The following is a 22,504-nucleotide window of genomic DNA, read 5'->3' as shown; positions in this document are numbered from 1 at the left end:
GTGAACAGCGTACACATGACCTCCGACACCGGGTCTGCCCGATCGGGCAGACCCCGCCCGTCAGGCTGAGGGGAGCACGATCACCGGGTCGGTGGTGGGGGTCGCCGAACCGCCGGCCGGCTCCACGGTGACACCCACCGAATCGCCCGCGTGCATCGACCCGTCGAGCACGTGCCAGGTCGTTCCGGTGGCCGACGGGGTGAAGGTGCCGGCAGGCTTCGCGCCGTCGGAGTCGATGTACCAGGCCTCGTAGACCTTGCCGTCGGGCAGCCCGCCGAGCCCGTCGACGAGCACCGCCGAGCGGCCGAGCTCGCCCGACCAGACCAGCGTCGCGGCACCGCCGCCGTCGAGCTCCACGGTCGCGCGCTGACTGTCGGCCGCCGCGGTGATCTCGGCGAGGGCGGTCGCCGAGGCTTCGGCGACCGGAGCGCCACCGGAGCCCGCGTTGATGAGCGCTCCTCCGGCGAGGCCCCCCACGAACAGCGCCGCAGCGGCGGCCGCGCCCACGATGATGCCCACCGGGCCGGTGAACCAGCGCCGGCGTGAGCGGAGCTCGGCGGGCCCGGCGACGGCGACGGTGACCTCCATCGGTGCAGCGACGGTGACCACAGCATCCTGAACCTGTTGCGGCGACGACGTGACCGGGGCATGCTGAAAATCAGGAGCGTTCCGAACCTCCGGAGCGAGCTGCGGCGTCTCGGCGATCTTCGCCATGAGGTCGAGCTTCAGCCGGGGAGAGGGCTGCACCGGCGCGACTGCGAGGCCGAGCAGGGCAGAGGTCTCACGCAGCGCATCCGCCTCGTCGCGCAGAGTGGGAGAGTCGACGGCTTCGCGGTCGAACTCATCGGCCTCGCCGCGGGTCAACGCGTCGAGCGAGTAGGCGCCGCTCAACAGGCGGGCGTCGTCGTCGTCTCGTGTTCCGGTCATGTGGTCACCCCCAATTCGTCTCGCAGTCTGATCATTCCGTCGCGAAGTCTCGTCTTCACCGTGCCGAGCGGTATGGACAGCTTGGCCGAGATCTCCGTGTGCGTGAGACCACCGTAATAGGCCAGTGAGATCGCTTCCCGCTGGAAGGCCGTGAGATGGGCCATGGCCCGCTTCACCCGCTCGTGCTCGATGCGGATCTCGACCGTCTCGCTCACCTGGTCGTAGTCGGGTTCGCGGTCGCGGAGGCCGATGCGCTCGTCGCGGTCGTGACCCGACTGGGAGGAGCGCACGCGGTCGACGGCCCTGCGGTGGGCCATCGTCAGCAGCCACGACACCGCGCTGCCCTTGCCCTGCTCGAAGCGCGAGGCCGTCTTCCAGATCTCGAGGAAGACCTCCTGAGTCACTTCCTCCGACTGCGCGTGATCGATGAGCACGCGCTGCACCAGTCCGAGCACCCTCGACGCGGTGCGGTCGTACAGCTCGGAGAACGCCTGCTGGTCGCCTGCCGAGACTCGGCTGAGCAACGCTTCGAGGCTCGGCGGATCGGCTACCACAGGTTCACGATCCCACTCCACGAGTTCCAGCATGACAGACCTGCTCTTTCTCGCTAGTGGGTGCGGGCGTTTGTCAGGAAGAGGTTCGGGGCGGTGCACACGATCGGATTGCCGGATCGGTCGTGAAAAGAATTTCCAAACCGATCCCCCGGCCGTGCCGAAACCCCTCCAAAGCAACGGAAACCGACCGCGGAACTCACCTGATCCCTCCGGTCGGCTTCTCCCCCAGAAGGAGTCCTCAGCATGCGTATCACCAAGCGTCACACTCTCACCGTCCTCGCCATCGCGGCAGCAGCATCCTTCGGCCTCGCCGGCTGTTCGGGCGCGTCGGACACCACCACCTCAGGCTCGGGCTCGTCGGAGAGCTCGGCCACCTCGAGCCCCATGGAGACCCCCATGGCGAGCCCCACCGCCGAGGCGATGGACCCGGCAGCCGACCTCGTCGGCCCCGGCTGCGCCGCCTACGCCGAGGCCGTTCCGGACGGCGCCGGCTCCGTCGAGGGCATGTCGGCCGACCCCGTGGCCACCGCCGCCTCGAACAACCCGCTGCTGAAGACCCTCACCGCCGCGGTCTCGGGCCAGCTGAACCCTGACGTCAACCTGGTCGACACCCTGAACGGCGGCGAGTTCACCGTCTTCGCCCCCGTCGACGACGCCTTCGCGAAGCTCGACGCCGCGACCGTCGACTCGCTGAAGACCCCCGAGGGCGCCGCGACACTCACCAAGGTGCTGACCTACCACGTCATCCCCGGCCAGCTCTCGCCGTCTGAGATCGTCGGCACCCACAAGACCGTCGAGGGTGGCGAGGTCACCGTCGCAGGTTCGGGCGACTCGCTCACCGTCAACGGTTCGACCAACGTCATCTGCGGTGGCGTGAAGACCGCCAACGCCACCGTGTACCTCATCGACTCGGTGCTGATGCCCTCCATGTGACCCACGTCACTCCCCACGACGACTCCCCCCGCCTGCGCTCGCAGCGGGGGGAGTCGTTCGTTCGTTCGCTTAGGCTTTCGGGGTGGATGCGGCAGAGAGCGTGGTGATCGCGGGGCACGTCTGCGTCGACGAGATCGTCACGGCAGGCGGCACCAGGCGCATGCCCGGCTCGCCCGCGGTGTTCATGGCGCCGGTGCTGCGCGACGGCGGGTACATCGCGCGGGTCGCAGCCCCGCACGGGCCCGACTTCGAGGCGCTCGGCGCCGGGCTCCGGATGCTCGAACCCGCCGACCGCGCCGGCACCCTGGTGTACGTGAACGACCTCACCGGCATCCGCCGCACCCAGGCCGTGCGCCAGCCCGAGGCCGCCGCGCTCGGGCTGCCGGGGCCGCTCGTCACCCCGGCCCTCGCCGAGGCTCGCGCCCTGCTCTTCACCCCCCTGCTGCCCGACCCCGCGCCGGAGGTCGTCGCCGCGTACACCGCAGCGCTGCCCGACGAGGCGCTCCGCCTGGTGCTGCTGCAGGGTTACCTGCGTGAGCTCGACGCCGAGACGGATGCGCGGGGCGGCCACGCGGTTCACGAGCGCCGGTTCGTCGAGGCGCCCCAGCTGCTGCCGCTGTTCGACGTGGCGGTGCTGAGCGACGAAGACCTGCTCGACGGGGCCCACGCCTCGGCCTCGGCGTGGGCGGCCGCCCACCCCACGACCGCCGTGATCGTGACCCGGGGAGCCGAGGGCGCATCCGTCTACCGGGGCCGGGAACGCACCGATCTGCCCGCCTACGACGTCGGCAACCTCGCCCCCGACGCCCTGGTCGGAGCCGGCGACCAGTTCGGCGCCGAGCTCACCCTCGCCCTGCTCGACTCCCCCGCCGGCCCGCGTGCCGCAGCCCGCGACCCCCGCGGCCTCGTCACCGCCGTCGCCCGCGCCACCCGCACCACCGCCCTCCGCCTCGCCGACCGCACCACCTCCACGGCCGGCGCCTCGGGCGTCAGCTCACGGTCGGGCGAAGCGACCCCGGACCGCACCGATGTGATGCCGTCTGGAGCAGCTCGTCGCTGACTCCGGCCGCGCACTATCCATCGTCAGCACCGCATGAGGCTGCTGACCGGGGTGATCCGGCGGGTCAGCTTGCGAGGTGGTGTTCGACCAGCAGGCGGTGGACGGCCTCCCGCACCAGCTCGCTCTCGCGCTTACCCGTCTGCTGCATCAGCCGCTCGAACGCCGCGCGATCCGCTTCGGGAATCCGTGCTCGCACCGTGGGCGATGCGCCGCGCGCCTTTTCGCCCAATCGCGGGCGCCCCGCCTCTCGCAGCACCGTATCGAGGGCTTCGTCAGAGCCGTATTCCTTCACCATCAACGCGCGACCGGCGGCCTCGGCCTCCGCACCGGCCTGCACGTTCGCGGGCGCGGGGAGCGGTGTCGCCGGGTCGGTGAGACGCGCAGCCACTGCCTCGTACTGCGCCTCAGTCATCTCAGCCACTCGGGTTCTCCTCCCTGTAACGCCGGAACTTCGGCCCCAACGGCATCGCATGGAACACCACGGCCTGGCGGCCGTCGCTGTACACATTCACCAACACTTCGATTTCTCGCCCGGTCTGACCGTGCGGAGGACCGATGAAGAGCATCACGGCTCCGTCATCCCACGACTGACCCGGCAATTCCGCACGATACGTCGGCTCCAATCTCCCTCGAGCCGCCACGTGAGTCGAGGATACCTCAGGCTAGGAAGGGGCGGAGGTCGGGGTAGCCGGAGGTGTTCCAGGCGCCGTCGACGACGATGTTCTCGCCGTTGACGTAGGTGGCGTCGGTGGAGGCGAGGAAGAGGGCGACTGCGGCGATCTCCTCGGGTTCGGCCGGGCGGCCCTGCGGGATGCGGTCGAGGAAGGCCTCGGTGACGCCGGGCATCGAGGTGAGTCCGCCGGTGAGCGGGGTCGAGACGAGCCCGGGAGACACGGCGTTGACGCGGATGCCGTCGCCGGCGAGCTCCAGCGCCGCGTTGCGGCTGAACATGACGACGCCGGCCTTGGCCGTGGAATAGCCCGAGCCGAAGTGCATGGGAACCTGCGAGTTGAGCGAGGCGATGTTGACGATCGAACCCGTCTTGCCCTCGGCGAGGAACTGCTTCGCCCCCAGCTTCGTGCCGAGGAAGGCGCCGTAGAGGTTGAGGCGGATGTTGAAGTCCCAGGTCGCGAGATCCATGTCGACGACACGACCGGGGCGCGAGCCGCCCGCCACGTTGAAGACGGCATCGATCGTGCCGAAGCGCTCGACGGCCGCGGCGAAGAGCGCCTCCATCGCCGTCTCGTCGGTGACATCGGTGCGCAGACCCGCGACGTTCTCGCCGAAGGTCGAGGGGGCGGCGTCGATCGCCTCCTGGTTGATGTCGGCGACGAACACCTTCGCACCCTCGTCGACGAGGCGGCGGGTGATCGCGGCGCCGATGCCGGAGACGCCTCCGGTGACGACGGCGACCGTGGAATCGAAGCGGGCCATGACTGCCTTTCCGCGTCGCCTGCCTTGGCGGCGCATCCGTCTCCACTCTACGAGTTTCTCTGACAGGTGTCAGAAATGCCCGATGGATGCCCAGGTTTCGCTCACGGGTGATCTAGCCTGAGCGCATGGATCCGCGGTACGAGCGCACGCAGCAGCAGCTGCGCCATGCGGTGTACCGGCTCGCCGCCGAGCGACCCGTGGGCGAGATCGGCGTCGCCGAGCTCTGCCGCGCCGCCGGGGTGACCCGCGACACCTTCTACCGGCACGCCGTCTCGCCGACGACCCTGCTCGCCGAGGCGCTCGGCGACGAGCTCACCGCCGCCATCGAGGCCGTGCGCGACGAGCACTCCGGCCGGCTCGCCCCCGGCGAGCGCCTCGACGGCGAAGCGCTCATGCGGCAGTCAGAACGCGCCCTGCTGCAGCACCTGCGCGCCCACGCCGCCGTGTACCGCAACGCCATGACCGTCGGCCTCGTGCCCGAACTGCGCACCCAGCTCGAGCGGCTCATCTTCGACGCCCTCGTCGAGCACGCTCTCGTGCACCCGAGCATCCTCCCCGAGGCGATCGCGCCCGACGACCGGCAGGCGCTCGAGATCACCGCGGCCTACGCCGCCTCGGGCACCGTCGGCGCCGTCGAGCGCTGGCTGCGCCACGACCCGCTCGACGTCGACCGCGGTGCGGCGCTCATTCTCGCCGCCTCCCCCGCCTTCTGGCTCCGCGACCCGTGAGCGCGACCCGCTGCGCCGAGTCCTTCCGCGGATGCGCGGCCACAGCGTGACGCCACCGGATCACCGGATGCACGGCCGAGGTACCAACCGGATGCGCGACGCTGCCGGGCGCACCTGTTTCTAGATGTAGATGGCCGGGTCGAGGTAGACGGCGGGGTCGGTGAGCGACTCCCGCGACGCCGCGCCGTCGATGCCGGCGGAGGCCCGCACGTCGCGCGCCGGGATGCCGATGAGTACCGAGCCGGCCGGCGCCGACTTCACCACGACGGCCCCCGCGCCGACGCTCGAGTCCGACCCGATCGAGACCGGCCCGAGGATGGTGGCGCCCGCGCCCACGGTCACCCGGTCGCCGAGGGTGGGGTGCCGCTTCACCCGGCGCATGCTGCGGCCGCCGAGCGTCACCCCGTGATAGAGCATCACGTCGTCGCCGAGCACCGCGGTCTCGCCGATGACCACGCCCATGCCGTGGTCGATGAACAGCCGCCGCCCGATGCGGGCGCCCGGGTGGATCTCGACGCCGGTGAGGAACCTGGCGAACTGCGACAGCAACCGCGCCGGCAGCCGGAGCCCGGGCGCCCGCCACCAGCGGTGCGCCACCCGGTACGCCCACACCGCGTGCACCCCGGGGTACGACAGCACGACCTCGATCGCACTGCGCGCCGCCGGGTCGTGCGAGCGCGCGGCGGCGACGTCTTCACGCACCCGGGCGAGAAGACGTCGCGCGACGCTCACGAACGCTCCCCGCTCAGTCGGCGAGACCGGCCCACAGCGGAGTGGAGATGTACCGCTCGCCGAGGTCGCAGATGATGGCGACGACGGTCTTGCCGGCGTTCTCGGGCCGCTTCGCGACCTCGAGCGCGGCCCAGAGGATGGCGCCGGAGGAGATGCCCGCCATGATGCCCTCCTCGCTGGCCAGCTCGCGGGCGACCCGCAGCGCGTCGTCGAGGGTGACGTCGATGATCTCGTCGTACACCTCGCGGTCGAGAATGGGCGGCACGATGTTCGCGCCGATGCCCTGGATCTTGTGCGGCCCCGCGGTGCCTTGCGTGAGCAGCGGCGAGTCGAGGGGCTCGACACCGACGACCTGCACCTGGGGCTTCCGCTCCTTGAGCACCTGGCCGACGCCCGTGATGGTGCCGCCGGTGCCGATGCCCGCAACGAAGATGTCGACGGCGCCGTCGGTGTCGGCCCAGATCTCCTCGGCGGTGGTGGCGCGGTGGATGGCCGGGTTGGCCTCGTTCTCGAACTGGCGGGCGAGGATGGCGTTCTCGGTGGAGTCGACGATCTCCTGCGCCTTGGCCAGCGCGCCCTTGATGCCCTCGGGGCCGGGGGTGAGCACGAGCTCGGCGCCGTAGGCGCGCATGACGACGCGGCGCTCGGCCGAGGCGGTCTCGGGCATGGTGAGGATGACCTTGTAGCCGCGGGCCGCGCCCACCATCGCCAGGGCGATGCCGGTGTTGCCGCTCGTGCCCTCGACGATGGTTCCGCCGGGCTTCAGCGCGCCCGCCTTCTCGGCGGCGTCGATGATGGCCACGCCGATGCGGTCTTTCACGCTGTTCGCGGGGTTGTAGAACTCGAGCTTGCCGAGCACGGTGGCGTCGATGCCCTCCGTGAGGCGGTTGATGCGGACGAGCGGGGTGCGGCCGACGATCGCGGTGACGTCGTCGTAGATGCGTGCGGGCATGAGTGCGTCTTCCTGGGAGCGGTCTGAGTCGTGGAGCGTCGCTCCAACTCTAGGGCGTGCAGGGCCGGGCCGCCTGTGTGTGACGTGCGCGCATCCGTCGCCGTCCTGTGGCCCGTCGCGGTCCGCGGAGACGACGACGCGAGCGCCCCCGTCGCCGGGTGACGCTCGCGTCGCGAGAGCTGCTGCGGCGGTGCCTCAGCTGCAGGTGTAGGTGATGCCGTCGATGTAGTGGGTGCCCGGGCCGAGCTCGGCGCAGGCCTCGGCGATGCTGCCCGCCGCCGCGACGAGCACGACGATGAGCACGATGAGACCGATGACCTGGAGCACGATGGCGATGATCGACACGATGACACCGGCCTTCGCCGGGCCGTTCGCGACGCCCGCACGCTTGGACTGGTTCTTCGCGATGATGCTCATGATGAGGCCGGCGATCGGCGCGACCAGGGGCAGGATGAAGAACCCCGCGATGGCGGTGATGAGACCGGCGATGCCGAGCCCCTTGCCGGGCACGGATGCGGGCTGACCGCCGTACCCGCCGGGCTGGCCCACCGGAGGGGCGGCGTTGTACTGGGGGGCGCTCTGGTACTGCGGAGCGGACGGCGGCGTAGGCTGGTGCGGGGGAACCGGAGGCTGGTTCTGATCGGTCATGGCACTCGTCTCCTTCTCACGGGGTGATCGCAGGTGCTTCGAAGGTTACCGCGAGCATCCGCTCTCGGCTCGGCTTTCGGCGGGCGTGCGCTGAAACGGGGCGGGGCTACCCGGTAGCCTGGTGCTCGCCCTCAGGGGTACCCCACGACCTCGACGAAGGAGCACCCTCGTGTCTGCAGCAAGGCCCCTCTCCGGCTCCCGCATCGACCTCGAGAGCGGCGCCTACCGCGCCTCGATCGCCTCCGTCGGCGCCACCCTCCGCGTGCTGCAGCACGACGGCCGCGACCTGGTCGTGCCGTTCGAGGTCGACGAGCCGCGACCGGCCTACCGCGGCGCGACCCTCGCCCCGTGGCCCAACCGTGTGGTCGACGGCCGCTACGTCTTCGCCGGCGAGACGCAGCAGCTCGCCCACACCGAACCCGAGCGCGGCAACGCCCTGCACGGGCTCGCGGCCTGGCTCGACTTCGCGGTGACCGAGCGCACCGTCGACTCGGTCACCCTCGCCGCCACGGTGCAGCCGCAGAGCGGCTACCCGCACCGCCTCGAGCTCGAGGTGGGCTACCGGCTCGACGACGGGGGCCTGCACCAGAGCGTCACCGCGCAGAACTCGGGCCGGGGGCCCGCACCGTTCGGCACCGGCCCGCACCCGTACCTCGTGGCGGGCCCGGGCATCGTCGACGACTGGACCCTCGAACTCCCCGCCGTCGAGGTGCTCACGGTGACGGAGGAGCGACTCATCCCGATCGGCCTCGCCGACGTGTCGACCGAAGACGGAGGGGTGTTCGACTTCCGCGCACCGCGGGTCATCGCCGACACCTTCATCGACCACGCGTTCACGACCCTCTCCCGCTCGGGCGAGACCGGTCTCGCGACCGTGACCGTCACCTCTCCCCAGGGCACGGGCGTGGCGATGAGCTTCGGCGCCGAGTGCGGCTGGGTTCAGGTGCACACCGCCGACCAGTCGGCCCGATCGGGTCTCGCGGTGGAGCCTATGACCTGCCCGCCCGACGCCTTCAACTCCGGCACCGACCTCATCGTCCTCGCCCCCGGAGAGTCGACCACCGCATCCTGGAGCATCACCGCCCTCTGAGCGGGGCACCTGAGCGAGGCGCACCGGGCGGGGCGCGGCGGGCGGCCCGAGCCGGGCGCGGGCAGCCCCGCCTCAGTCGCCGTCGGGGAGGCTCGCCCGGCCGTAGGCCGAATGACGGCGCGGGATGAGCATCACGAGCAGCACACCCACCGCGGCCGCCGCGAGTGAGACGATGAACGACAGCTGGAAGCCCCACGCGCTCGGGGTCGTGACGTCTCCGACCGTGACGGTCTGCGTCGCCAGCACCACGCCGAACACGGCGCTCGCGACCGTGGAGCCGAGCGAGCGCATCACCGAGTTGAGTCCGTTCGAGGCGGCGGTCTCGGTGGGCGGCACCGCCCCCATGATGAGCGTCGGCATCGCCGAGTAGGCGAACCCGACGCCGAGCCCCACCACGGTGGCGATGAGCACGGTGTGCCAGATCTCGGTCATGAGGAAGACGGCGAGCAGGTAGCCCACGGCGATGACGGCGAGCCCGAGCAGGAAGCTCAGGCGCGCACCCCTCGCCCGGATGAGCCGCGCCGCCAGCCCCGACACCGCCCACATCACCAGGCCGCTCGGAATGAGGCAGAGGCTCGCCACGAACATGCTCTGCCCGAGACCGACCCCGGTGCCGGTCGAGGCCTCGAGCAGCTGCGGCAGCACGACGGTGCTGGCGAAGAACGCGAAGCCCACCGTCACCGACGCGGCGTTGGTGAGCAGCACGGTGCGCCGGGTGGCGACCCTGATGTCGATGAGCGGGCTCGCCGAGCGCAGCTCGTACCAGGTCCACAGGGCGAGCACGACGACCCCGCCGACCAGGCAGGCGAGCGTCGGGAGGCTGACCCAGCCCCATCCGTTGCCCTTGGAGATGCCGAGCAGCAGGGCGGTGAGGGCGACCGCGAGCCCGATCGCGCCCACCGCGTCGAACTGGCCCTCGGCCCGCAGGGTGCTGACCGGGATGAACCGCCACACCAGCACGAAGCCGGCGACCGCGAGCACACCTGACACCACGAACAGGATGTGCCAGTCGAGGAACTGCGAGATCACCGCCGCCAGCGGCAGCCCGACCGCACCGCCGATGCCGAGCGTCGCGCTCACCAGCGCCACGGCGGCACCCACCCGGTCGCGGTGCAGCACGTCGCGCAGGATGCTGATGCCGAGCGGGATGACGCCGATACCGGCCCCCTGCAAGCCGCGACCGATGACGAGCGGCACGAGCGTGGTGGCGAACCCGGCGATGACGGAGCCGAGCACCACGAGGCCGAGCAGCACGAGCACCATGCGGCGCTTGCCGTAGAGGTCGCCGAGGCGGCCGAAGATGGGGGTGGCGACGGCGGCGGCGAGGAGCGTGACGGTGACGGCCCACTGCGAGTCCTCCGCCGAGACATCGAGGATCTCGGGGAGCGACGGCACCAGGGGCACGAGCAGCGTCATCATGAACGCGGTCACGAGACCCGTGAAGGCGAGTGTGAACACCACCGCGCGCTGATCGACCGGTCGGCTCAGCCTGGCGCGCTCGTCGTCGCTCAGCCAGGGCTTGTCGGTTGGATCGTCGGCTTCGATGGTTACTCCCTGTGAACTACTTTACCGGGGAGGGAACAGCGGACGGGCCCCCGCTATTCCCCGATAATGAAGGAATGCACACCGAGCGGGGTTTCGACAGGCTGGTGAACTTCAGCGACGCGGTCGTCGCCATCGCCATCACGCTGCTCATCCTGCCCTTGGTCGACCTCGCCGCCGACCTCAAAGACACCACTGTCCTCGACATGCTCGAGAGCAACTGGCCGCAGTTCCTGGTGTTCATCATCTCCTTCGCCGTCATCGGCCGGTTCTGGATCAACCACCACCGGCTCTACGAGAACGTCATCGACTACAGCCCGGCGCTGCTCTGGGTGAACCTGCTGTGGCTGCTCACCATCGTCTTCCTGCCGTTCCCCACTGAGCTCATCTCGAGCACCGGCCAGAACAACCCCTCGACGGCGGCCCTCTACGTCGGCACGATGGTGCTCACCACCGCGGCGGGTGCCTGGCAGGTGCTCATCCTCATCCGCAACCCGCACCTGCAGGCAGAGGCGGTGAGGGGTCAACTCCGGATGGGACCGTCGCTCATCGCGCTCGTGCTCATGCTCGTGGTGTTCGTGATGGTGATCGCCGTTCCCCAGTTCGGCCTGCTGTGGCTGTTCCTCCTCGTGCTCACCGGCCCGGGGCAGGCCGCCTACAGCCGCCGGTACAAGCGCCTCAACCCCGGTCAGACGCTTCCGCCCGAGTGATCAGCCCGCGGCCGCGAAGAACTCGACGACGGCGTGCCTGAAGACGCGTGAGGTGATGGTCGTGATGTGGTCGCGGCCGGGAACGCCGACGAAGGCAGCGCCCGGGATGCGCTCCGCGAGTTCACGGGTCGGCTGCGCGATGGGGTCGTCGTCGCCCGCGACGAAGAGCAGTGGATGCGGGGGTACGGCGGTGAGCGGCGACCAGCCCGCACGACGCCCCGCCTCGGCCACTCGGAGGAGCGCCGCGCGGTCGCTGCCGGGCACACCGTCGATCATCGCGAGGTAGCGCGCGGTCGCGGTGCCGGGCGCTGCCGCACCGGGCGTCTTCGCGGCGGCGAGGTCGAACCCCGCGAAGGAGCCCGAGGCGGGCGGGCCACCGAGGGCGAGCGACAGCACGCGAGCGGGATGCGCGAGAGCGAGATCCCAGGCCAGGCGCGAGCCCAGGGAGTAGCCGAGCACGTGGGCGCCCGACACACCGGCGTCGTCGAGCACCGCGACGAGGTCGGCCCTGAAGCGAGGCAGCGCGTAGGCGGCGAGCGCATGTGGCTTCCCGCTGCGGCCGTGGCCCCGCAGATCGAGGGCGACCACCGAGAAGCCCGCCTCGACGAGCGCGCTGCCCCAGCGCGGGCGGATCCAGTTCGAGTCGCGGTTCGCGGAGAACCCGTGCACGAGCAGCACCGCGGGTCGCCCGGGGTCGCCGAGCACCTCGTAGTCGATCGCGACCCCACCCGATTCCACCTGCGGCACCCGGCGAGCCTACCGCCCGGGGTCGCCCGAGCACCGGGTGTCCGATAATCGAGGGGTGCCCGCATCCGCCCCTCCCCCAGCGCCGAACAGCAGTGTGGCCCCGCTCGACGACTCGGCCCGCTGCCCGTGCTCGAGCGGCGAGCGGTATGGCGCGTGTTGCGGGCCGTTCCACTCCGGCGCGACCGCGGCCCCGACCGCCGAGCGGCTGATGCGCTCGCGGTTCTCGGCCTTCGCCGTCGGCGACGCCGGCTACCTGCTGGAGAGCTGGCACCCGAGCACGCGACCCTCCGTGCTGGAACTCGACCCGAGCATCCGGTGGCTCTACCTCGACGTGATCGACCGGCAGGGCGGTGGGCTCGGTGACGACACGGGTGTGGTGGAGTTCGTCGCGCACTACCGCGCGCGGCGGACCGGGGGTGCGAGCGGCGCCGAACGCGGGGAGCAGCACGAGCGCAGTGCGTTCGAGAAGCAGGGCGGGCGGTGGTTCTATGTCGGAGCAGCCTGAGCCGCGACGAGGTCGCACGCGTCGCGTCGTCGGCATCGCCGCGCTCGCGGTGGGGCTGACGGTCGCGGTCGTGGTGGGGCTCGTGCTGGCCACGAGTTACTGGAGCGCCGGCATCCGTCTCGAGGAGGGGGCGGTCGAGGAGTCGACCGAGCAACCGTTCTACACGCTGCCGAGCCCGGCGCCCGCGGCGGCGCCCGGCACGCTCCTGCGCACCGAGCCCCTCCCGAGCGCCCCGGCCGGAGCGGTGGCCTGGCGGGTGCTCTACCACTCCGCCGACGTGCTCGGGAACGACATCGTGGTCTCGGGGGTCGTGGTGGCGCCCGACGGCGAGCCGCCGCAGGGTGGGCGGCCGGTGGTGTCGTGGGCGCATCCGACCACCGGCGCTGCGGCGCGCTGCGCGCCTTCGGTCGGCATCGATCCGTTCGACCTCATCGAGGGGCTCGACGACCTGCTCGACGCCGGGTACGTCGTGGCGGCGACGGACTACTCGGGCATGGGGGTCGAGGGGCCCGACTCGTACCTCATCGGCGAGACCGAGGGGAACAACGTGCTCGACGCCGCGCGCGCGGCGCGCGCCCTCGACGGCGCGGGAGCGGGTGACGAGCTCGTGCTCTGGGGTCACTCGCAGGGCGGGCAGGCGGCGCTGTTCGCCGCCGAGCGGGCGGAGTCGTATGCACCCGAGCTGCAGCTGAAGGCGGTAGGGGTCGCCGCACCGGCGACCGATCTCGTGGCGTTGCTGAAGGCTGACATCGGCGACGTCTCCGGGGTCACCATCGGCGCCTACGCCTTCACCGCGTACGCCTCGGTGTACGGACCGTCGACCCCCGGGGCGGAGCTCGACACCATCCTCACGCCGGCCGCGGTGGAGGCCGCCCCGACGATGAACGAGCTGTGCCTGCTCGGGCAGAACTCGGAGCTGCACGCCATCGGGTCGCCCCTCATCGGCGGGTTCCTCAGCGGAGACCCGGGCACCGTCGAGCCCTGGGCGACCCTGCTGAAGGAGAACACGCCCGGGTCGTCGGGCGAGCCGCTCCCCGTGCCGCTGTTCGTGGCGCAGGGTGACGTCGACGAGCTCGTGCGGCCCGAGATCACGGCCGACTTCGTCGACGAGCAGCGGGCCGCGGGCACCGAGGTCACCTACGAGACCGTCGAGAACACGGGCCACGGCCTCGTGGCCGATCGGGCCCTGCCGGGGTTGCTGCGGTGGCTGGGGTCGCTGGGGCTGCCGTCCTGAGTCGCGCCGCGCATCCGGTGACCGTTCGCGCTCGGGTGGTGACGCGCATCCGGTGACCCCGTGCGGGCGGGCGCCGGGCGGTGCACAGTGGGATGACGAGAGAACGGAGACCCCATGGGCGACGAGCATCCCGACAACCCGCACCCCGACGCCGACGGCGACGTGACCCGACCGGATGGGGGGCCCGCCCCCGAGGAAGACGTCACCGAGGGCGGCACGGTCGACCCCGAGGCGCCCGGGCCGACCGCGGACGTGGTGGACCCCGACGCCGACTGAGGGCGCGGCTGCGGCTGCGGCGCTGCGCGGGTGCGGCTTGGGCGCTGCGCGGGGGCGCGGGTGCGCGGGTCAGCCGCGGTTGAAGAAGCTCGCGAAGTCAATGAAGGAGTAGACCAGGCGCCAGCGCTCGTTGCCGTAGTCGGCGGCTTTGACGAGGGTCGTGAGTGCCACGGCGTCGCGCCCGACGGTGACGCCATCGAGCTGCGGGGGCGTGCCGAACAGGGCGAGGTGCGCGGTCGACACCCCTGTGGCGAGCGATCCTGAGCCGTCGGCGGCGACGAGCGAGCGGATGCGCGCCAACTCCTGGCGACGCCCGTCGGCCTCGGCGCGGGGCCGGCGGAAGCGTGCCGGAACCACGGCCACCACGACGCCGAACACCACCACTGCAGCGCTCGACACCGCCAGCGGCCCGGCTTCGGGAGCCACCAGCACGGCGCAGATCACGCCGGCCGCGACACCGAGCAGCGCGACAGCGACCAGCAGCAGCGACGGCCAGCGGAACGGGATGCGCGTGAGGTCGCGTTCCCAGAGGCTCCAGGAGGCGGCCTCGACGGCGTCGAACAGCCGGTCGCGCTGGCTGTCGCGCCAGCGCGAGGGCGACCTGCCGCCCTCCATCGTCGACTCGTCGACGCGCACGCCGTTGTACGCGGCGACGATGTCGCGCTCGTCGTCGCTCAGCTGGGCGGCGTCGAGCACCTGCACGGCCGGCGCGGAGCCCTTCGTGGGGCGGAGCACGGCGATCGCACCGCGCGCATCCAGGTCGACGAGTACTGCGGAGGCGGCTCGACGGTCGCGGTCGGCGAGCAGGGCGTCGACGAGGATCGGGGACGGCTCGAACGGCCGCGCCTGCTCGTCCTGCTCGGCCGGCTCGGCCTGCCCGAGAGGCCCGGCCTGCGGGGCGGTCTCGACCGGGCGGCCCGGCGAGCGGTGCAGCGCGAGGCGCAGCAGTAGTGTCACGACGAGCAGCACCACGGCGATGCCGAGCACCGCGATCGCGCCGTCCATGCCTCTCCCCTGTTCCCACCGGGCGTTCCCGCCTGTCGCTCCCACCCGACCCGGGTGCGGTCTCCAGTCTGGCGGATCGGGAAGCTTCGCGGCGCGCGCACGGTTGTCACCCTCACCGCACGAACGACGAGAGGGGCCGCCCGTGTCCTTGACCTCATCCGCCCCCGCTCCCACCGCCACGAGCACCACGCCGACCGTGCGCGAGCAGGTCGACCGGCTCATCGCCCTCGGACTCCCCGAACTGGCGGGCATCAGCGCCGACGAGCTGCGCAGTCACGCCGCCGAGCTGCGGGGTGGTGCGAGGTCGATCCTGGTCGTGCATCCGTGTCTGGTGCCGGCGAGCCGGCTCGTGCCCCTGCTCAGTCGTGCAGGGCGGCCCGGGTTCGTGGTCTCCGACTTCACCGACCTCGACGACTTCGCGCCGCTCGACGGCATCGACATCCCCGCTCGGCCGCTCTACCTCGTGCACGAGGTGGAGCGCGGCGACGAGCTGCGCAACTGGAGCCCCGACGAGGCGCTGCCCGAGATCACCTCGCGCGGTCGCCGGCCCCTCACGGTGAACGAGGGCGTGAGCTGGCCGCTGCAGCAACCCGACCAGCTGCAGCCGGGCTTCTGCGCCATGACCATCGGCTCCCGCCTCCGCACCCCGGCCGGCGACCTCGACCCGCGCACCCCCGCCATCTGGATCTCCGGCGGCACCGGCCGCGACGGTCGCACCCGCCGCGGCGCCCCCAAACTCGGCTGGTGCTGGGCCGCCAACCGCCACACCTGGCTCGGCTTCGCCTCCGCCGCCCCCTGCTGACCCCCGCGTGCCGGCGGCGTCGTGCCCTCTCCACGCCAGCCGCTCAATTCTGAGGTATCATTGCTTTCGCAGGACGTGACACACCTCCCGCACCAGCCAGACCCTCCGCCCACCGCGGAGGGTTCTGTGTGTCCGGCACCTGGCGCTTCATCGGATCAGTGACGCGTGGGCACCCAGACGTAATTCACCACGCACGCCTTCATCAGCAGTCGATGGATGTCACGCACCGCCTTGGCAGCACGGGGATCGGTCTCTTCGACGGTGAGGTGCCGGTTCATGAAGTAGGTGGCGACATCGGCGAGCTGGAGCAATCTGCTCGAGTGTGACGGTCCGAAGTACACGGTGTCGGCGATACGCTCCACCGCCGCCTGCGTGTAACCGTAGACGCTCGACGCCTTGAACTGCCTCAGATTGCGTCGACTGTCGGGCGCCGAGTGGTGCTCGTCGGCGACCACCAGCGCCATCTCGGAGCCGAACTCCCGCGCCAGCAGCCGGTCGATCGATTCGAACACGTGAGCCGTGCAGAGCGAGTGCGCCGGGAAGGGGTCGGAGTACGTACGCCGCAACGCCGCGAGGTCGACACCGCGGAACACGTAATGCGCCCCCGAGTTCGCGAGCACCTTCGCCAGCAGCGTGCAGGCCTTCACTCGCCAGCCGAGTGGCACGCACTTCCACGCGCCTTTGCCCTGGAAGATCTCGAATCCATGGAACTCGGCCTGCGGGTCGAAGCCACTGACGTCGGCGGCGATCATTCCTGCGACGCGGTCGAGACCCACCTCGACCGCTCGGATGGCCTGGTCGTCGACGATCAGCGCGCCCATGAAGTAGAACGCGTCGCCCCGCGTCGATTCATCCAGGTAGGCGACCAGCACCACGACTCCCGCATTGTCCGAACATGAGACATGATCATATCGGGGTGGAGGCTCGAGTGAATGGCGAAGGCCCCGATCGAGGATCGGGGCCTTCTGATGGTGCGCCCTAAGGGATTCGAACCCCTGGCCTTCTGATCCGTAGTCAGACGCTCTATCCAGCTGAGCTAAGGGCGCAGTGTGCGGGTTACCCACCGCACGAGTATCAGAGCCTAGCACGCGCAGCGGGGTCGGGCAAAAGCGGGGATGTCGGGGGGCGGTGGGAGCATGGGTTCATGCCGTCGCACGCCCCACGACCCGATCCGCGGGCGGGGTGGCGCAGCGTCATGGGGTCGCTGCTCAGCGGGGCGGATGCGGAGGCCGGCAGCGCAGAGAAGCTCACCCCCATGGGGTTGCAGTTCGAGCTGCGGGCGCTCGAGCCGCGCTCGCACGACCGCTGGCGCGGGCCCACCTCCGCCACGGCCGCGCCCGATGACGCCGACGACACGGGCACGAGAGACGCCACAGGCACGAGAGCGACCGACCTCGACCCCGACGATCTCGCCGACGCGCTCGCCACCCGGCCACCTCGCCGGCTGGGCGTGCGGCCGGTCGTGCGCAGCGCATCCGGATCGTACGTGAAGGCGAACATCACCTGGGGCTCGTTCACGCACCAGGTGAACCGGCTGGGGCTCGACCCGGCCCACCACCGCTGGTTCGCCCAGTTTGCCGCGCTGCACCGGGCGACCCGGCCCGAGACCCTCCCGCCCGAAACCGACTGGGTCACCCTCGACGAGTTCGCCAGCCCCCTGCTCTGGGAACTGCTCGCCGAGGCCGACATGCTCGGCATTGAGCTCGTCACGTCGAGCCGGGGCGGCGCCGTCGAGGTGCGCACCGAACCCGAGGCCACGATCACGCTCGACGCGCGACGTGACGCTGAGGCGACGGCCGGGTCGGCGGTGGTGCTGCATCCCCTCGTCACCCCGGGCGTGGCCGGCGACCCCGACGGCTCCCCCGCCCACAACGCGGGTCCCCTCGGCGACCACGGCGTCTACCTCTACCGCCTTACCAAGCGGCCGCTCATCGTGCTCGCCCGTCTCGCGCATCCGCTCACCACCGAGGAGCGCGGGCTCCTCGGCCGCGCACCCCTGCGCGTGCCTCCCGCCGACACCGCTCAGTTCTTCGACGAGTACTACCCCGAGCTGCAGCGCGGCGTCGCCGTCACGAGCGGTGACGCGTCGGTGGCGCTCCCCGAGATCCCCCCGCCGCTGCTCGTGCTCGCCGCCCGCTTCCGCGCGAACGACGTGCTGCAGCTCGACTGGGACTGGGCGGGCCACCGCGACCCGCAGGCCGAGCAGCGCATCCTCGCCGAGCTCGCGATCGAGCTCGACGCCGTGCTCACCCGCTTCCCGCCCACGGTCGACCCGCTGAGCCCCTCCCTCACCCTGCGCGGCGTCGACGCCGCCGCCTTCGCCGAGAAGGCGCTGCCCCTGCTCGACGCCCGCGACGACGTGCGCGTCGACGTCATCGGCACGCGCCCGGCCTACCGCGAGATCGAAGGGCACCCCGAGGTCACCCTCACCGCCGTCGAGACACTGAAGCGCGACTGGTTCGACCTCGGCTTCGTGGTGAACATCAACGGCTACGTCGTGCCCTTCGGTCCGCTCTTCAAGGCGCTCGCCAAAGGCCAGAAGAAGCTGCTCATGGTCGACAAGAGCTACCTCTCGCTCGACCACCCCGCCTTCGACCGCCTGCGCGAACTGCTCGACGAAGCGGATGCGCTGCACGAGTGGGAGACCGGCCCCCGGGTGAGCAGGCATCGGCTCGCCACCATCCCCGCCTTCGACGACCTGACCGAGCAGAGCCCCGAGGCGGCGGCCTGGCGGGCGGCGGTGGCCGCGCTCCGCGACGAGAACGCGGAGGTGCCGGCGACGCCTGTGCCGGCGACGATCCGGGCCGAGCTGCGGCCCTACCAGAAGGCGGGCTTCGACTGGCTCGCGCTGCTCTGGCGCCACGGGCTCGGCGGCGTGCTGGCCGACGACATGGGGCTCGGCAAGACGCTGCAGACCCTCGCGCTCATCGCCCACGCGCGGCAGGAGGCCACCTCCGCGGCCGCCGCCGACGCGGCCGCCCCGCCCTTCCTCGTGGTCGCCCCCACCTCCGTCGTGGCGAACTGGGCAGCCGAGGCCGCCCGCTTCGCCCCCGGACTCGTCGTGCGCACGGTCACCGCCACCGAGAAGGCATCCCGCCCCCTCGCCGACCTCGCCCGCGGAGCCGACGTCGTGGTCACGAGCTACGCCCTCTTCCGCCTCGACGCTCGCGCCTACGGCCGCCTGCCCTGGGCGGCGCTGGTGCTCGACGAGGCGCAGTTCGTGAAGAACCACCTCTCGAAACTGCACGCCGCAGCCCGCGAGCTCGACGTGCCGTTCACCTTGGCCATCACGGGCACCCCGCTCGAGAACGACCTCCTCGAGCTCTGGGCACTGTTCGACCTCGTCGCCCCGGGCCTCTTCCCCTCCGCCACCCGGTTCGCCGAGAAGTTCCAGCGCCCCATCGAGCGCGGCATCTCCCCGGCCGCCCTCGACACGCTGCGGCGCCGCATCCGCCCCTTCCTGCTCCGCCGCACCAAAGACCAGGTCGCCCCCGAGCTGCCCGAGAAGCAGGAGCAGCTGCTCGAGGTCGAGCTCGCGCCCGCCCACCGCCACCTCTACGACACTGTGCTGCAGCGCGAGCGCCGCAAGCTGTTCGGCCTCATCGACGACCTCGACCGCAACCGCTTCATCGTGTTCCGCTCGCTCACCCTGCTGCGCTTGCTCGCCCTCGACGCGAGCCTCATCGACGAGGGCCACACGAACATCCCGTCCTCGAAGCTCGACGCGCTCGTCGAGCACCTCGGCGAAGTGCTCGCCGAGGGTCACCGCGCCCTGGTGTTCAGCCAGTTCACCGGCTACCTCGGCAAGGTCGCCGAGAGGCTGACGACGGAGGGCATCCGCTTCGAGTACCTCGACGGCTCCACCACGAGGCGCCCGGAGGTGATCGCGCGGTTCCGCGAGGGCGACGCGCCCGTCTTCCTCATCAGCCTCAAGGCCGGCGGCTTCGGGCTCACCCTCACCGAGGCCGACTACGTCTACCTTCTCGACCCGTGGTGGAACCCGGCGAGCGAGAACCAGGCGATCGACCGCACCCACCGCATCGGCCAGACCCACCCGGTGAACGTCTACCGTCTGGTCGCCTCGGGCACCATCGAGGAGAAGGTGATGGCACTCAAGGAGCACAAGGCGAAGCTCTTCGACGCCGTGCTCGACGACGACGAGCTCTTCTCCCGCGCCCTCACGGCCGACGACATCCGCGCCCTCCTCGACTGAGCCACACGAGCGCGGCGGGCCGAGGGCTGCTCTTGACGCGGCGTCTTCGGTGGTTGTACCGTTCAGTACAGCATGGACCATTCAGTACAACCAGTATCGAACGAAGGACTCATCATGACCCGCCCACCGCTCCCTCCCTTCACCGCATCCAGCGCCGCGCAGAAGGTGCGCGCCGCCGAAGACGCCTGGAACACCCGCGACCCCGAGCGCATCTCCCTCGCCTACAGCGAGGACAGCCGGTGGCGCAACCGCTCCACCTTCCTGCAGGGGCGCCCCGCCATCGTCGACTTCCTCACCCAGAAGTGGGAGCGCGAACTCGACTACCGCCTCATCAAAGAACTCTGGGCCTTCACCGGAGACGTCATCGCCGTGCGTTTCGCCTACGAGTTCCACGACGCGGAGGGCCAGTGGTTCCGCGCCTACGGCAACGAGAACTGGCACTTCGACGAAGATGGACTCATGACGCACCGGCACGCGAGCATCAACGACGTCGGCATCCGAGCATCCGACCGTCAGTTCCTCTGGGATGCCTCGGGCCCCCGCCCCGCCGACCACCCGAGCCTCAGCGACCTCGGGCTCTGATTCTGATGGCGAGAACCGTGCTCGACCGCTCCGACGCGGTGCGCGCCCTCGCCGGCGTCTTCCGCACCCGCGGCTTCGACGGCAGCTCGTTGTCGGTCATCCAGCAGGAGACCGGCATCGGGCGGGGCAGCCTCTACCACTTCTTCCCCGACGGCAAGAAGGACATGGCGCGCGCCGTGCTCGACGAGGTGCGGTCGTGGTTCGACGAGCAGGTGTTCACGCCTCTGCGCGCCACCGAGGAAGCAACAGCAGCGGCTGCCATCACCGCGTCCTCACGCGCCGTCGCCGGCTACTTCGTCTCCCGCGAACGCATCTGCCTGTTCGCCGCCATGACGCTGGGCGAGGAGCAGTCCGCCTTCACCGACTCGGTGCAGTCCTACTTCACCGACTGGATCGAGGCGCTGGCGCAGGCCCTTCGCACCGGCGGCCTCGCGCCGCAGGCGGCATCGACCGAGGCCCTGGATGCGGTGGCCGCCATCCAGGGCGGGCTCATCCTCGCCCGCGCTTACGGCAGCGACGAGACGCTGCTCGGCATCGTCGACCGCGCCGAGCAGCGCCTCCTCGTCTCACTCGAAGCTCACCGCTCCCACCGCTAGGCGGAGGCGTCAGCTCACCTCGCGCAGGTGCCGGTACTGGCCCTTGAAGTAGAGCAGTGGCTCCTCCTTGTGCCAGGAGGCCGGGCTCATCTCGTTCACGCGCCCGATGACGATGTAGTGGTCGCCCGCCTCGTGCTCGGCCCAGATGTCGCAGTCGAGCCACATGAGCGTGTCGGCGATCACGGGGTTGCCGGATGCGGTGGGCGTCCAGTCGATGCCGGCCCACTTGTCGGTGCCCTTGCGCGCGAACTGGTTCGAGACCGTGTGCTGGTCGTGCGCGAGCACGTTCACCACGAACCTGCCCGTCTCGCGCACCCGCGGGTAGGTGGTGGAGTTCGTCATCACGCTGAACGACACCAGCGGCGGCTCGGTCGAGACCGAGTAGAACGACTGGCAGGTGAACCCGATGGGGCCCTCCTCGTCGATGCCGCTGATGATGGTGATGCCCGAGGCGTAGTGCCCCAGGGTGTCGCGGAAGACACGGGCGTCGAACGCGGGCCCGTGTGCCAGGGCGGTGTCTGGTGCGATTGTCATTGTGCTCAGCTCCTCTTGCGGTCTACGCAACCGGTACGGAGTCGGAAGCAGCAGCGGCACGGGTCGCGGCGGCGACCGTGGCGAGGCGGGCGAGGCTGGCGGCGTACTCTGCGGCGGCCTGCTCGACGAGTTCGTCGAGGTGGTCCATCTGGCCGGCCACGAAGTAGAAACCGCGGCCGGGAACGACCGCGCCGAGCTCCACCAGCAGGGGTGCCAGGTTGACGGTCGGGCCCATCGCGTGGGTCAGGTCGCCTCCCGTGTGCACCGGGATCGCCGTCACGCCCGTGAGCCCGTTCGCCGGATACCGGTCGAGGAAGGCCTTCAGAAGGCCGGTGTAGCTGGCCTTGTAGGTGGGCGAGGCGAACACCGCGAGGTCGCTCTCCGCGACCCGGGCGTTGAGCGCGGCCATCCTCTCCGACGGCCACGCGAAGATCTCGGCCGTGTGGTCGGCGAGATCGATGATCTCGAGGTCGTACGACCCGGGTTCGAGCAGTTTCTCGACCAGGGTCTCGGCGACCTTGAGAGTGCGCGACTTCGGCTTGGGGTTGCCGACGACGATCGTTGCTTTCAGTGCCATGATGCGTGCTTCTCACTTCATACCGATTGACAGGAAATGAGAGGATGCGGGGCCTGGGGAGATTCCGACATCTCTCTCACACACCACCGAGATTTTGTGGCCCGGTGGGCCCGCAACGGCTTA

Annotated in this window: 26 protein-coding genes and 1 tRNA gene; 12 read left to right on the top strand and 15 right to left on the bottom strand. The window is 70.9% G+C overall.

Annotated features, from left to right (window positions below; translation table 11 throughout):
• Window positions 1-60 precede the first annotated feature (60 nt).
• Both HL652_RS20815 and HL652_RS20810 read right to left on the bottom strand, forming a co-directional pair.
• Window positions 61-927 (bottom strand): anti-sigma factor, encoded by an 867-nt coding sequence (locus HL652_RS20815; protein WP_171707072.1) that lies wholly within the window; start codon window positions 925-927, stop codon window positions 61-63.
• Window positions 924-1,514 carry a sigma-70 family RNA polymerase sigma factor gene (locus HL652_RS20810; RefSeq protein WP_171707071.1) on the bottom strand — a complete coding sequence of 197 codons (591 nt, stop codon included), beginning with the start codon at window positions 1,512-1,514 and terminating at the stop codon, window positions 924-926. The genes HL652_RS20815 and HL652_RS20810 overlap by 4 nt, the downstream gene beginning before the upstream one ends.
• Before the next feature lie 210 nt (window positions 1,515-1,724).
• On the opposite strand from HL652_RS20810, the gene HL652_RS20805 reads away from it, so the two are divergent.
• Together HL652_RS20805 and HL652_RS20800 are read left to right on the top strand one after the other, a co-directional pair.
• Window positions 1,725-2,414 (top strand): fasciclin domain-containing protein, encoded by a 690-nt coding sequence (locus HL652_RS20805; RefSeq protein ID WP_171707070.1) that lies wholly within the window; start codon window positions 1,725-1,727, stop codon window positions 2,412-2,414.
• Between the two features lie 82 nt (window positions 2,415-2,496).
• On the top strand, window positions 2,497-3,474 hold the full coding sequence (locus tag HL652_RS20800; RefSeq protein ID WP_171707069.1) for a carbohydrate kinase family protein: 978 nt from the start codon (window positions 2,497-2,499) through the stop codon (window positions 3,472-3,474).
• A 64-nt stretch (window positions 3,475-3,538) separates the two neighbouring features.
• Here the strand turns inward: HL652_RS20800 and HL652_RS20795 are convergent, their stop codons facing one another.
• The 3 genes from HL652_RS20795 to HL652_RS20785 all read right to left on the bottom strand — a co-directional run bounded on the left by HL652_RS20795 (window position 3,539) and on the right by HL652_RS20785 (window position 4,908).
• Complete coding sequence (locus tag HL652_RS20795; RefSeq protein WP_171707068.1) at window positions 3,539-3,895, bottom strand: hypothetical protein; 357 nt, start codon at window positions 3,893-3,895, stop codon at window positions 3,539-3,541.
• Window positions 3,888-4,043 carry a hypothetical protein gene (locus HL652_RS20790; protein WP_171707067.1) on the bottom strand — a complete coding sequence of 52 codons (156 nt, stop codon included), beginning with the start codon at window positions 4,041-4,043 and terminating at the stop codon, window positions 3,888-3,890. Before HL652_RS20790 ends, HL652_RS20795 begins: the two co-directional genes overlap by 8 nt.
• Before the next feature lie 88 nt (window positions 4,044-4,131).
• A complete protein-coding gene (locus HL652_RS20785) occupies window positions 4,132-4,908 on the bottom strand; it encodes an SDR family NAD(P)-dependent oxidoreductase (protein WP_171707066.1) in 777 nt (258 codons plus the stop codon).
• 125 nt (window positions 4,909-5,033) lie between these two features.
• On the opposite strand from HL652_RS20785, the gene HL652_RS20780 reads away from it, so the two are divergent.
• Complete coding sequence (locus tag HL652_RS20780) at window positions 5,034-5,636, top strand: TetR/AcrR family transcriptional regulator (protein ID WP_171707065.1); 603 nt, start codon at window positions 5,034-5,036, stop codon at window positions 5,634-5,636.
• 120 nt (window positions 5,637-5,756) lie between these two features.
• On the opposite strand, the gene epsC is transcribed toward HL652_RS20780, so the two are convergent.
• The 3 genes from epsC to HL652_RS20765 form a co-directional block, all read right to left on the bottom strand.
• Window positions 5,757-6,368, bottom strand: a complete 612-nt coding sequence (epsC, locus tag HL652_RS20775) for a serine O-acetyltransferase EpsC (RefSeq protein WP_171707064.1) — start codon at window positions 6,366-6,368, stop codon at window positions 5,757-5,759.
• Between the two features lie 13 nt (window positions 6,369-6,381).
• Window positions 6,382-7,320, bottom strand: a complete 939-nt coding sequence (cysK, locus tag HL652_RS20770; RefSeq protein ID WP_171707063.1) for a cysteine synthase A — start codon at window positions 7,318-7,320, stop codon at window positions 6,382-6,384.
• Between the two features lie 195 nt (window positions 7,321-7,515).
• Window positions 7,516-7,968 carry a DUF4190 domain-containing protein gene (locus HL652_RS20765; protein WP_171707062.1) on the bottom strand — a complete coding sequence of 151 codons (453 nt, stop codon included), beginning with the start codon at window positions 7,966-7,968 and terminating at the stop codon, window positions 7,516-7,518.
• A 169-nt stretch (window positions 7,969-8,137) separates the two neighbouring features.
• Between HL652_RS20765 and HL652_RS20760 the strand changes: the two genes are divergently transcribed.
• The gene (locus tag HL652_RS20760) at window positions 8,138-9,058 is read left to right on the top strand and encodes an aldose 1-epimerase family protein (RefSeq protein WP_171707061.1); all 921 of its coding nucleotides are present in this window, start codon (window positions 8,138-8,140) and stop codon (window positions 9,056-9,058) included.
• Between the two features lie 72 nt (window positions 9,059-9,130).
• On the opposite strand, the gene HL652_RS20755 is transcribed toward HL652_RS20760, so the two are convergent.
• Window positions 9,131-10,519, bottom strand: coding sequence for an MFS transporter (locus tag HL652_RS20755; RefSeq protein WP_253743530.1), 1,389 nt, complete (start codon window positions 10,517-10,519; stop codon window positions 9,131-9,133).
• Between the two features lie 158 nt (window positions 10,520-10,677).
• On the opposite strand from HL652_RS20755, the gene HL652_RS20750 reads away from it, so the two are divergent.
• Window positions 10,678-11,310 carry a TMEM175 family protein gene (locus HL652_RS20750; protein WP_171707060.1) on the top strand — a complete coding sequence of 211 codons (633 nt, stop codon included), beginning with the start codon at window positions 10,678-10,680 and terminating at the stop codon, window positions 11,308-11,310.
• On the opposite strand, the gene HL652_RS20745 is transcribed toward HL652_RS20750, so the two are convergent.
• The gene (locus HL652_RS20745; RefSeq protein ID WP_171707059.1) at window positions 11,311-12,057 is read right to left on the bottom strand and encodes an alpha/beta fold hydrolase; all 747 of its coding nucleotides are present in this window, start codon (window positions 12,055-12,057) and stop codon (window positions 11,311-11,313) included. It abuts the gene before it with no gap.
• A 208-nt stretch (window positions 12,058-12,265) separates the two neighbouring features.
• On the opposite strand from HL652_RS20745, the gene HL652_RS20740 reads away from it, so the two are divergent.
• The 3 genes from HL652_RS20740 (at window position 12,266) to HL652_RS20730 (ending at window position 14,072) form a co-directional block, all read left to right on the top strand.
• A complete protein-coding gene (locus HL652_RS20740) occupies window positions 12,266-12,562 on the top strand; it encodes a YchJ family protein (protein ID WP_371743528.1) in 297 nt (98 codons plus the stop codon).
• Window positions 12,546-13,796 carry an alpha/beta fold hydrolase gene (locus tag HL652_RS20735; protein WP_171707058.1) on the top strand — a complete coding sequence of 417 codons (1,251 nt, stop codon included), beginning with the start codon at window positions 12,546-12,548 and terminating at the stop codon, window positions 13,794-13,796. Before HL652_RS20740 ends, HL652_RS20735 begins: the two co-directional genes overlap by 17 nt.
• A gap of 114 nt (window positions 13,797-13,910) precedes the next feature.
• Window positions 13,911-14,072: a hypothetical protein gene (locus HL652_RS20730; protein ID WP_171707057.1), complete on the top strand. Its 162-nt coding sequence runs from the start codon at window positions 13,911-13,913 to the stop codon at window positions 14,070-14,072.
• A gap of 69 nt (window positions 14,073-14,141) precedes the next feature.
• On the opposite strand, the gene HL652_RS20725 is transcribed toward HL652_RS20730, so the two are convergent.
• Window positions 14,142-15,077: a hypothetical protein gene (locus tag HL652_RS20725; RefSeq protein ID WP_171707056.1), complete on the bottom strand. Its 936-nt coding sequence runs from the start codon at window positions 15,075-15,077 to the stop codon at window positions 14,142-14,144.
• 142 nt (window positions 15,078-15,219) lie between these two features.
• Here HL652_RS20725 and HL652_RS20720 point away from each other — a divergent pair, with 142 nt between their 5' ends.
• Entirely contained in the window at window positions 15,220-15,879 is a 660-nt protein-coding gene (locus HL652_RS20720) for a DUF5701 family protein (RefSeq protein WP_253743528.1), read from the top strand.
• A gap of 155 nt (window positions 15,880-16,034) precedes the next feature.
• Here HL652_RS20720 and HL652_RS20715 read toward each other — a convergent pair whose 3' ends face one another.
• Together HL652_RS20715 and HL652_RS20710 are read right to left on the bottom strand one after the other, a co-directional pair.
• Window positions 16,035-16,754 (bottom strand): DUF3800 domain-containing protein, encoded by a 720-nt coding sequence (locus HL652_RS20715; protein ID WP_171707055.1) that lies wholly within the window; start codon window positions 16,752-16,754, stop codon window positions 16,035-16,037.
• A 94-nt stretch (window positions 16,755-16,848) separates the two neighbouring features.
• Window positions 16,849-16,925, bottom strand: a tRNA-Arg gene (locus tag HL652_RS20710).
• Window positions 16,926-17,023: 98 nt separating this feature from the next.
• On the opposite strand from HL652_RS20710, the gene HL652_RS20705 reads away from it, so the two are divergent.
• The 3 genes from HL652_RS20705 to HL652_RS20695 all read left to right on the top strand — a co-directional run bounded on the left by HL652_RS20705 (window position 17,024) and on the right by HL652_RS20695 (window position 21,270).
• The gene (locus tag HL652_RS20705) at window positions 17,024-20,092 is read left to right on the top strand and encodes a DEAD/DEAH box helicase (protein ID WP_171707054.1); all 3,069 of its coding nucleotides are present in this window, start codon (window positions 17,024-17,026) and stop codon (window positions 20,090-20,092) included.
• Between the two features lie 114 nt (window positions 20,093-20,206).
• A complete protein-coding gene (locus HL652_RS20700; RefSeq protein WP_171707053.1) occupies window positions 20,207-20,674 on the top strand; it encodes a nuclear transport factor 2 family protein in 468 nt (155 codons plus the stop codon).
• A gap of 5 nt (window positions 20,675-20,679) precedes the next feature.
• Window positions 20,680-21,270: a TetR/AcrR family transcriptional regulator gene (locus HL652_RS20695; RefSeq protein WP_171707052.1), complete on the top strand. Its 591-nt coding sequence runs from the start codon at window positions 20,680-20,682 to the stop codon at window positions 21,268-21,270.
• 9 nt (window positions 21,271-21,279) lie between these two features.
• Here HL652_RS20695 and HL652_RS20690 read toward each other — a convergent pair whose 3' ends face one another.
• Window positions 21,280-21,804 carry a flavin reductase family protein gene (locus HL652_RS20690; protein WP_171707051.1) on the bottom strand — a complete coding sequence of 175 codons (525 nt, stop codon included), beginning with the start codon at window positions 21,802-21,804 and terminating at the stop codon, window positions 21,280-21,282.
• Window positions 21,805-21,826: 22 nt separating this feature from the next.
• A complete protein-coding gene (locus tag HL652_RS20685) occupies window positions 21,827-22,381 on the bottom strand; it encodes an NADPH-dependent FMN reductase (protein ID WP_171707050.1) in 555 nt (184 codons plus the stop codon).
• Window positions 22,382-22,504: the final 123 nt, after the last annotated feature.

Source organism: Herbiconiux sp. SALV-R1 (assembly GCF_013113715.1).
Taxonomy (GTDB): Bacteria; Actinomycetota; Actinomycetes; order Actinomycetales; family Microbacteriaceae; genus Herbiconiux.
The sequence above is the reverse complement of the archived record's forward strand: the minus strand, read 5'-3'. Positions and strand labels throughout refer to the sequence as shown.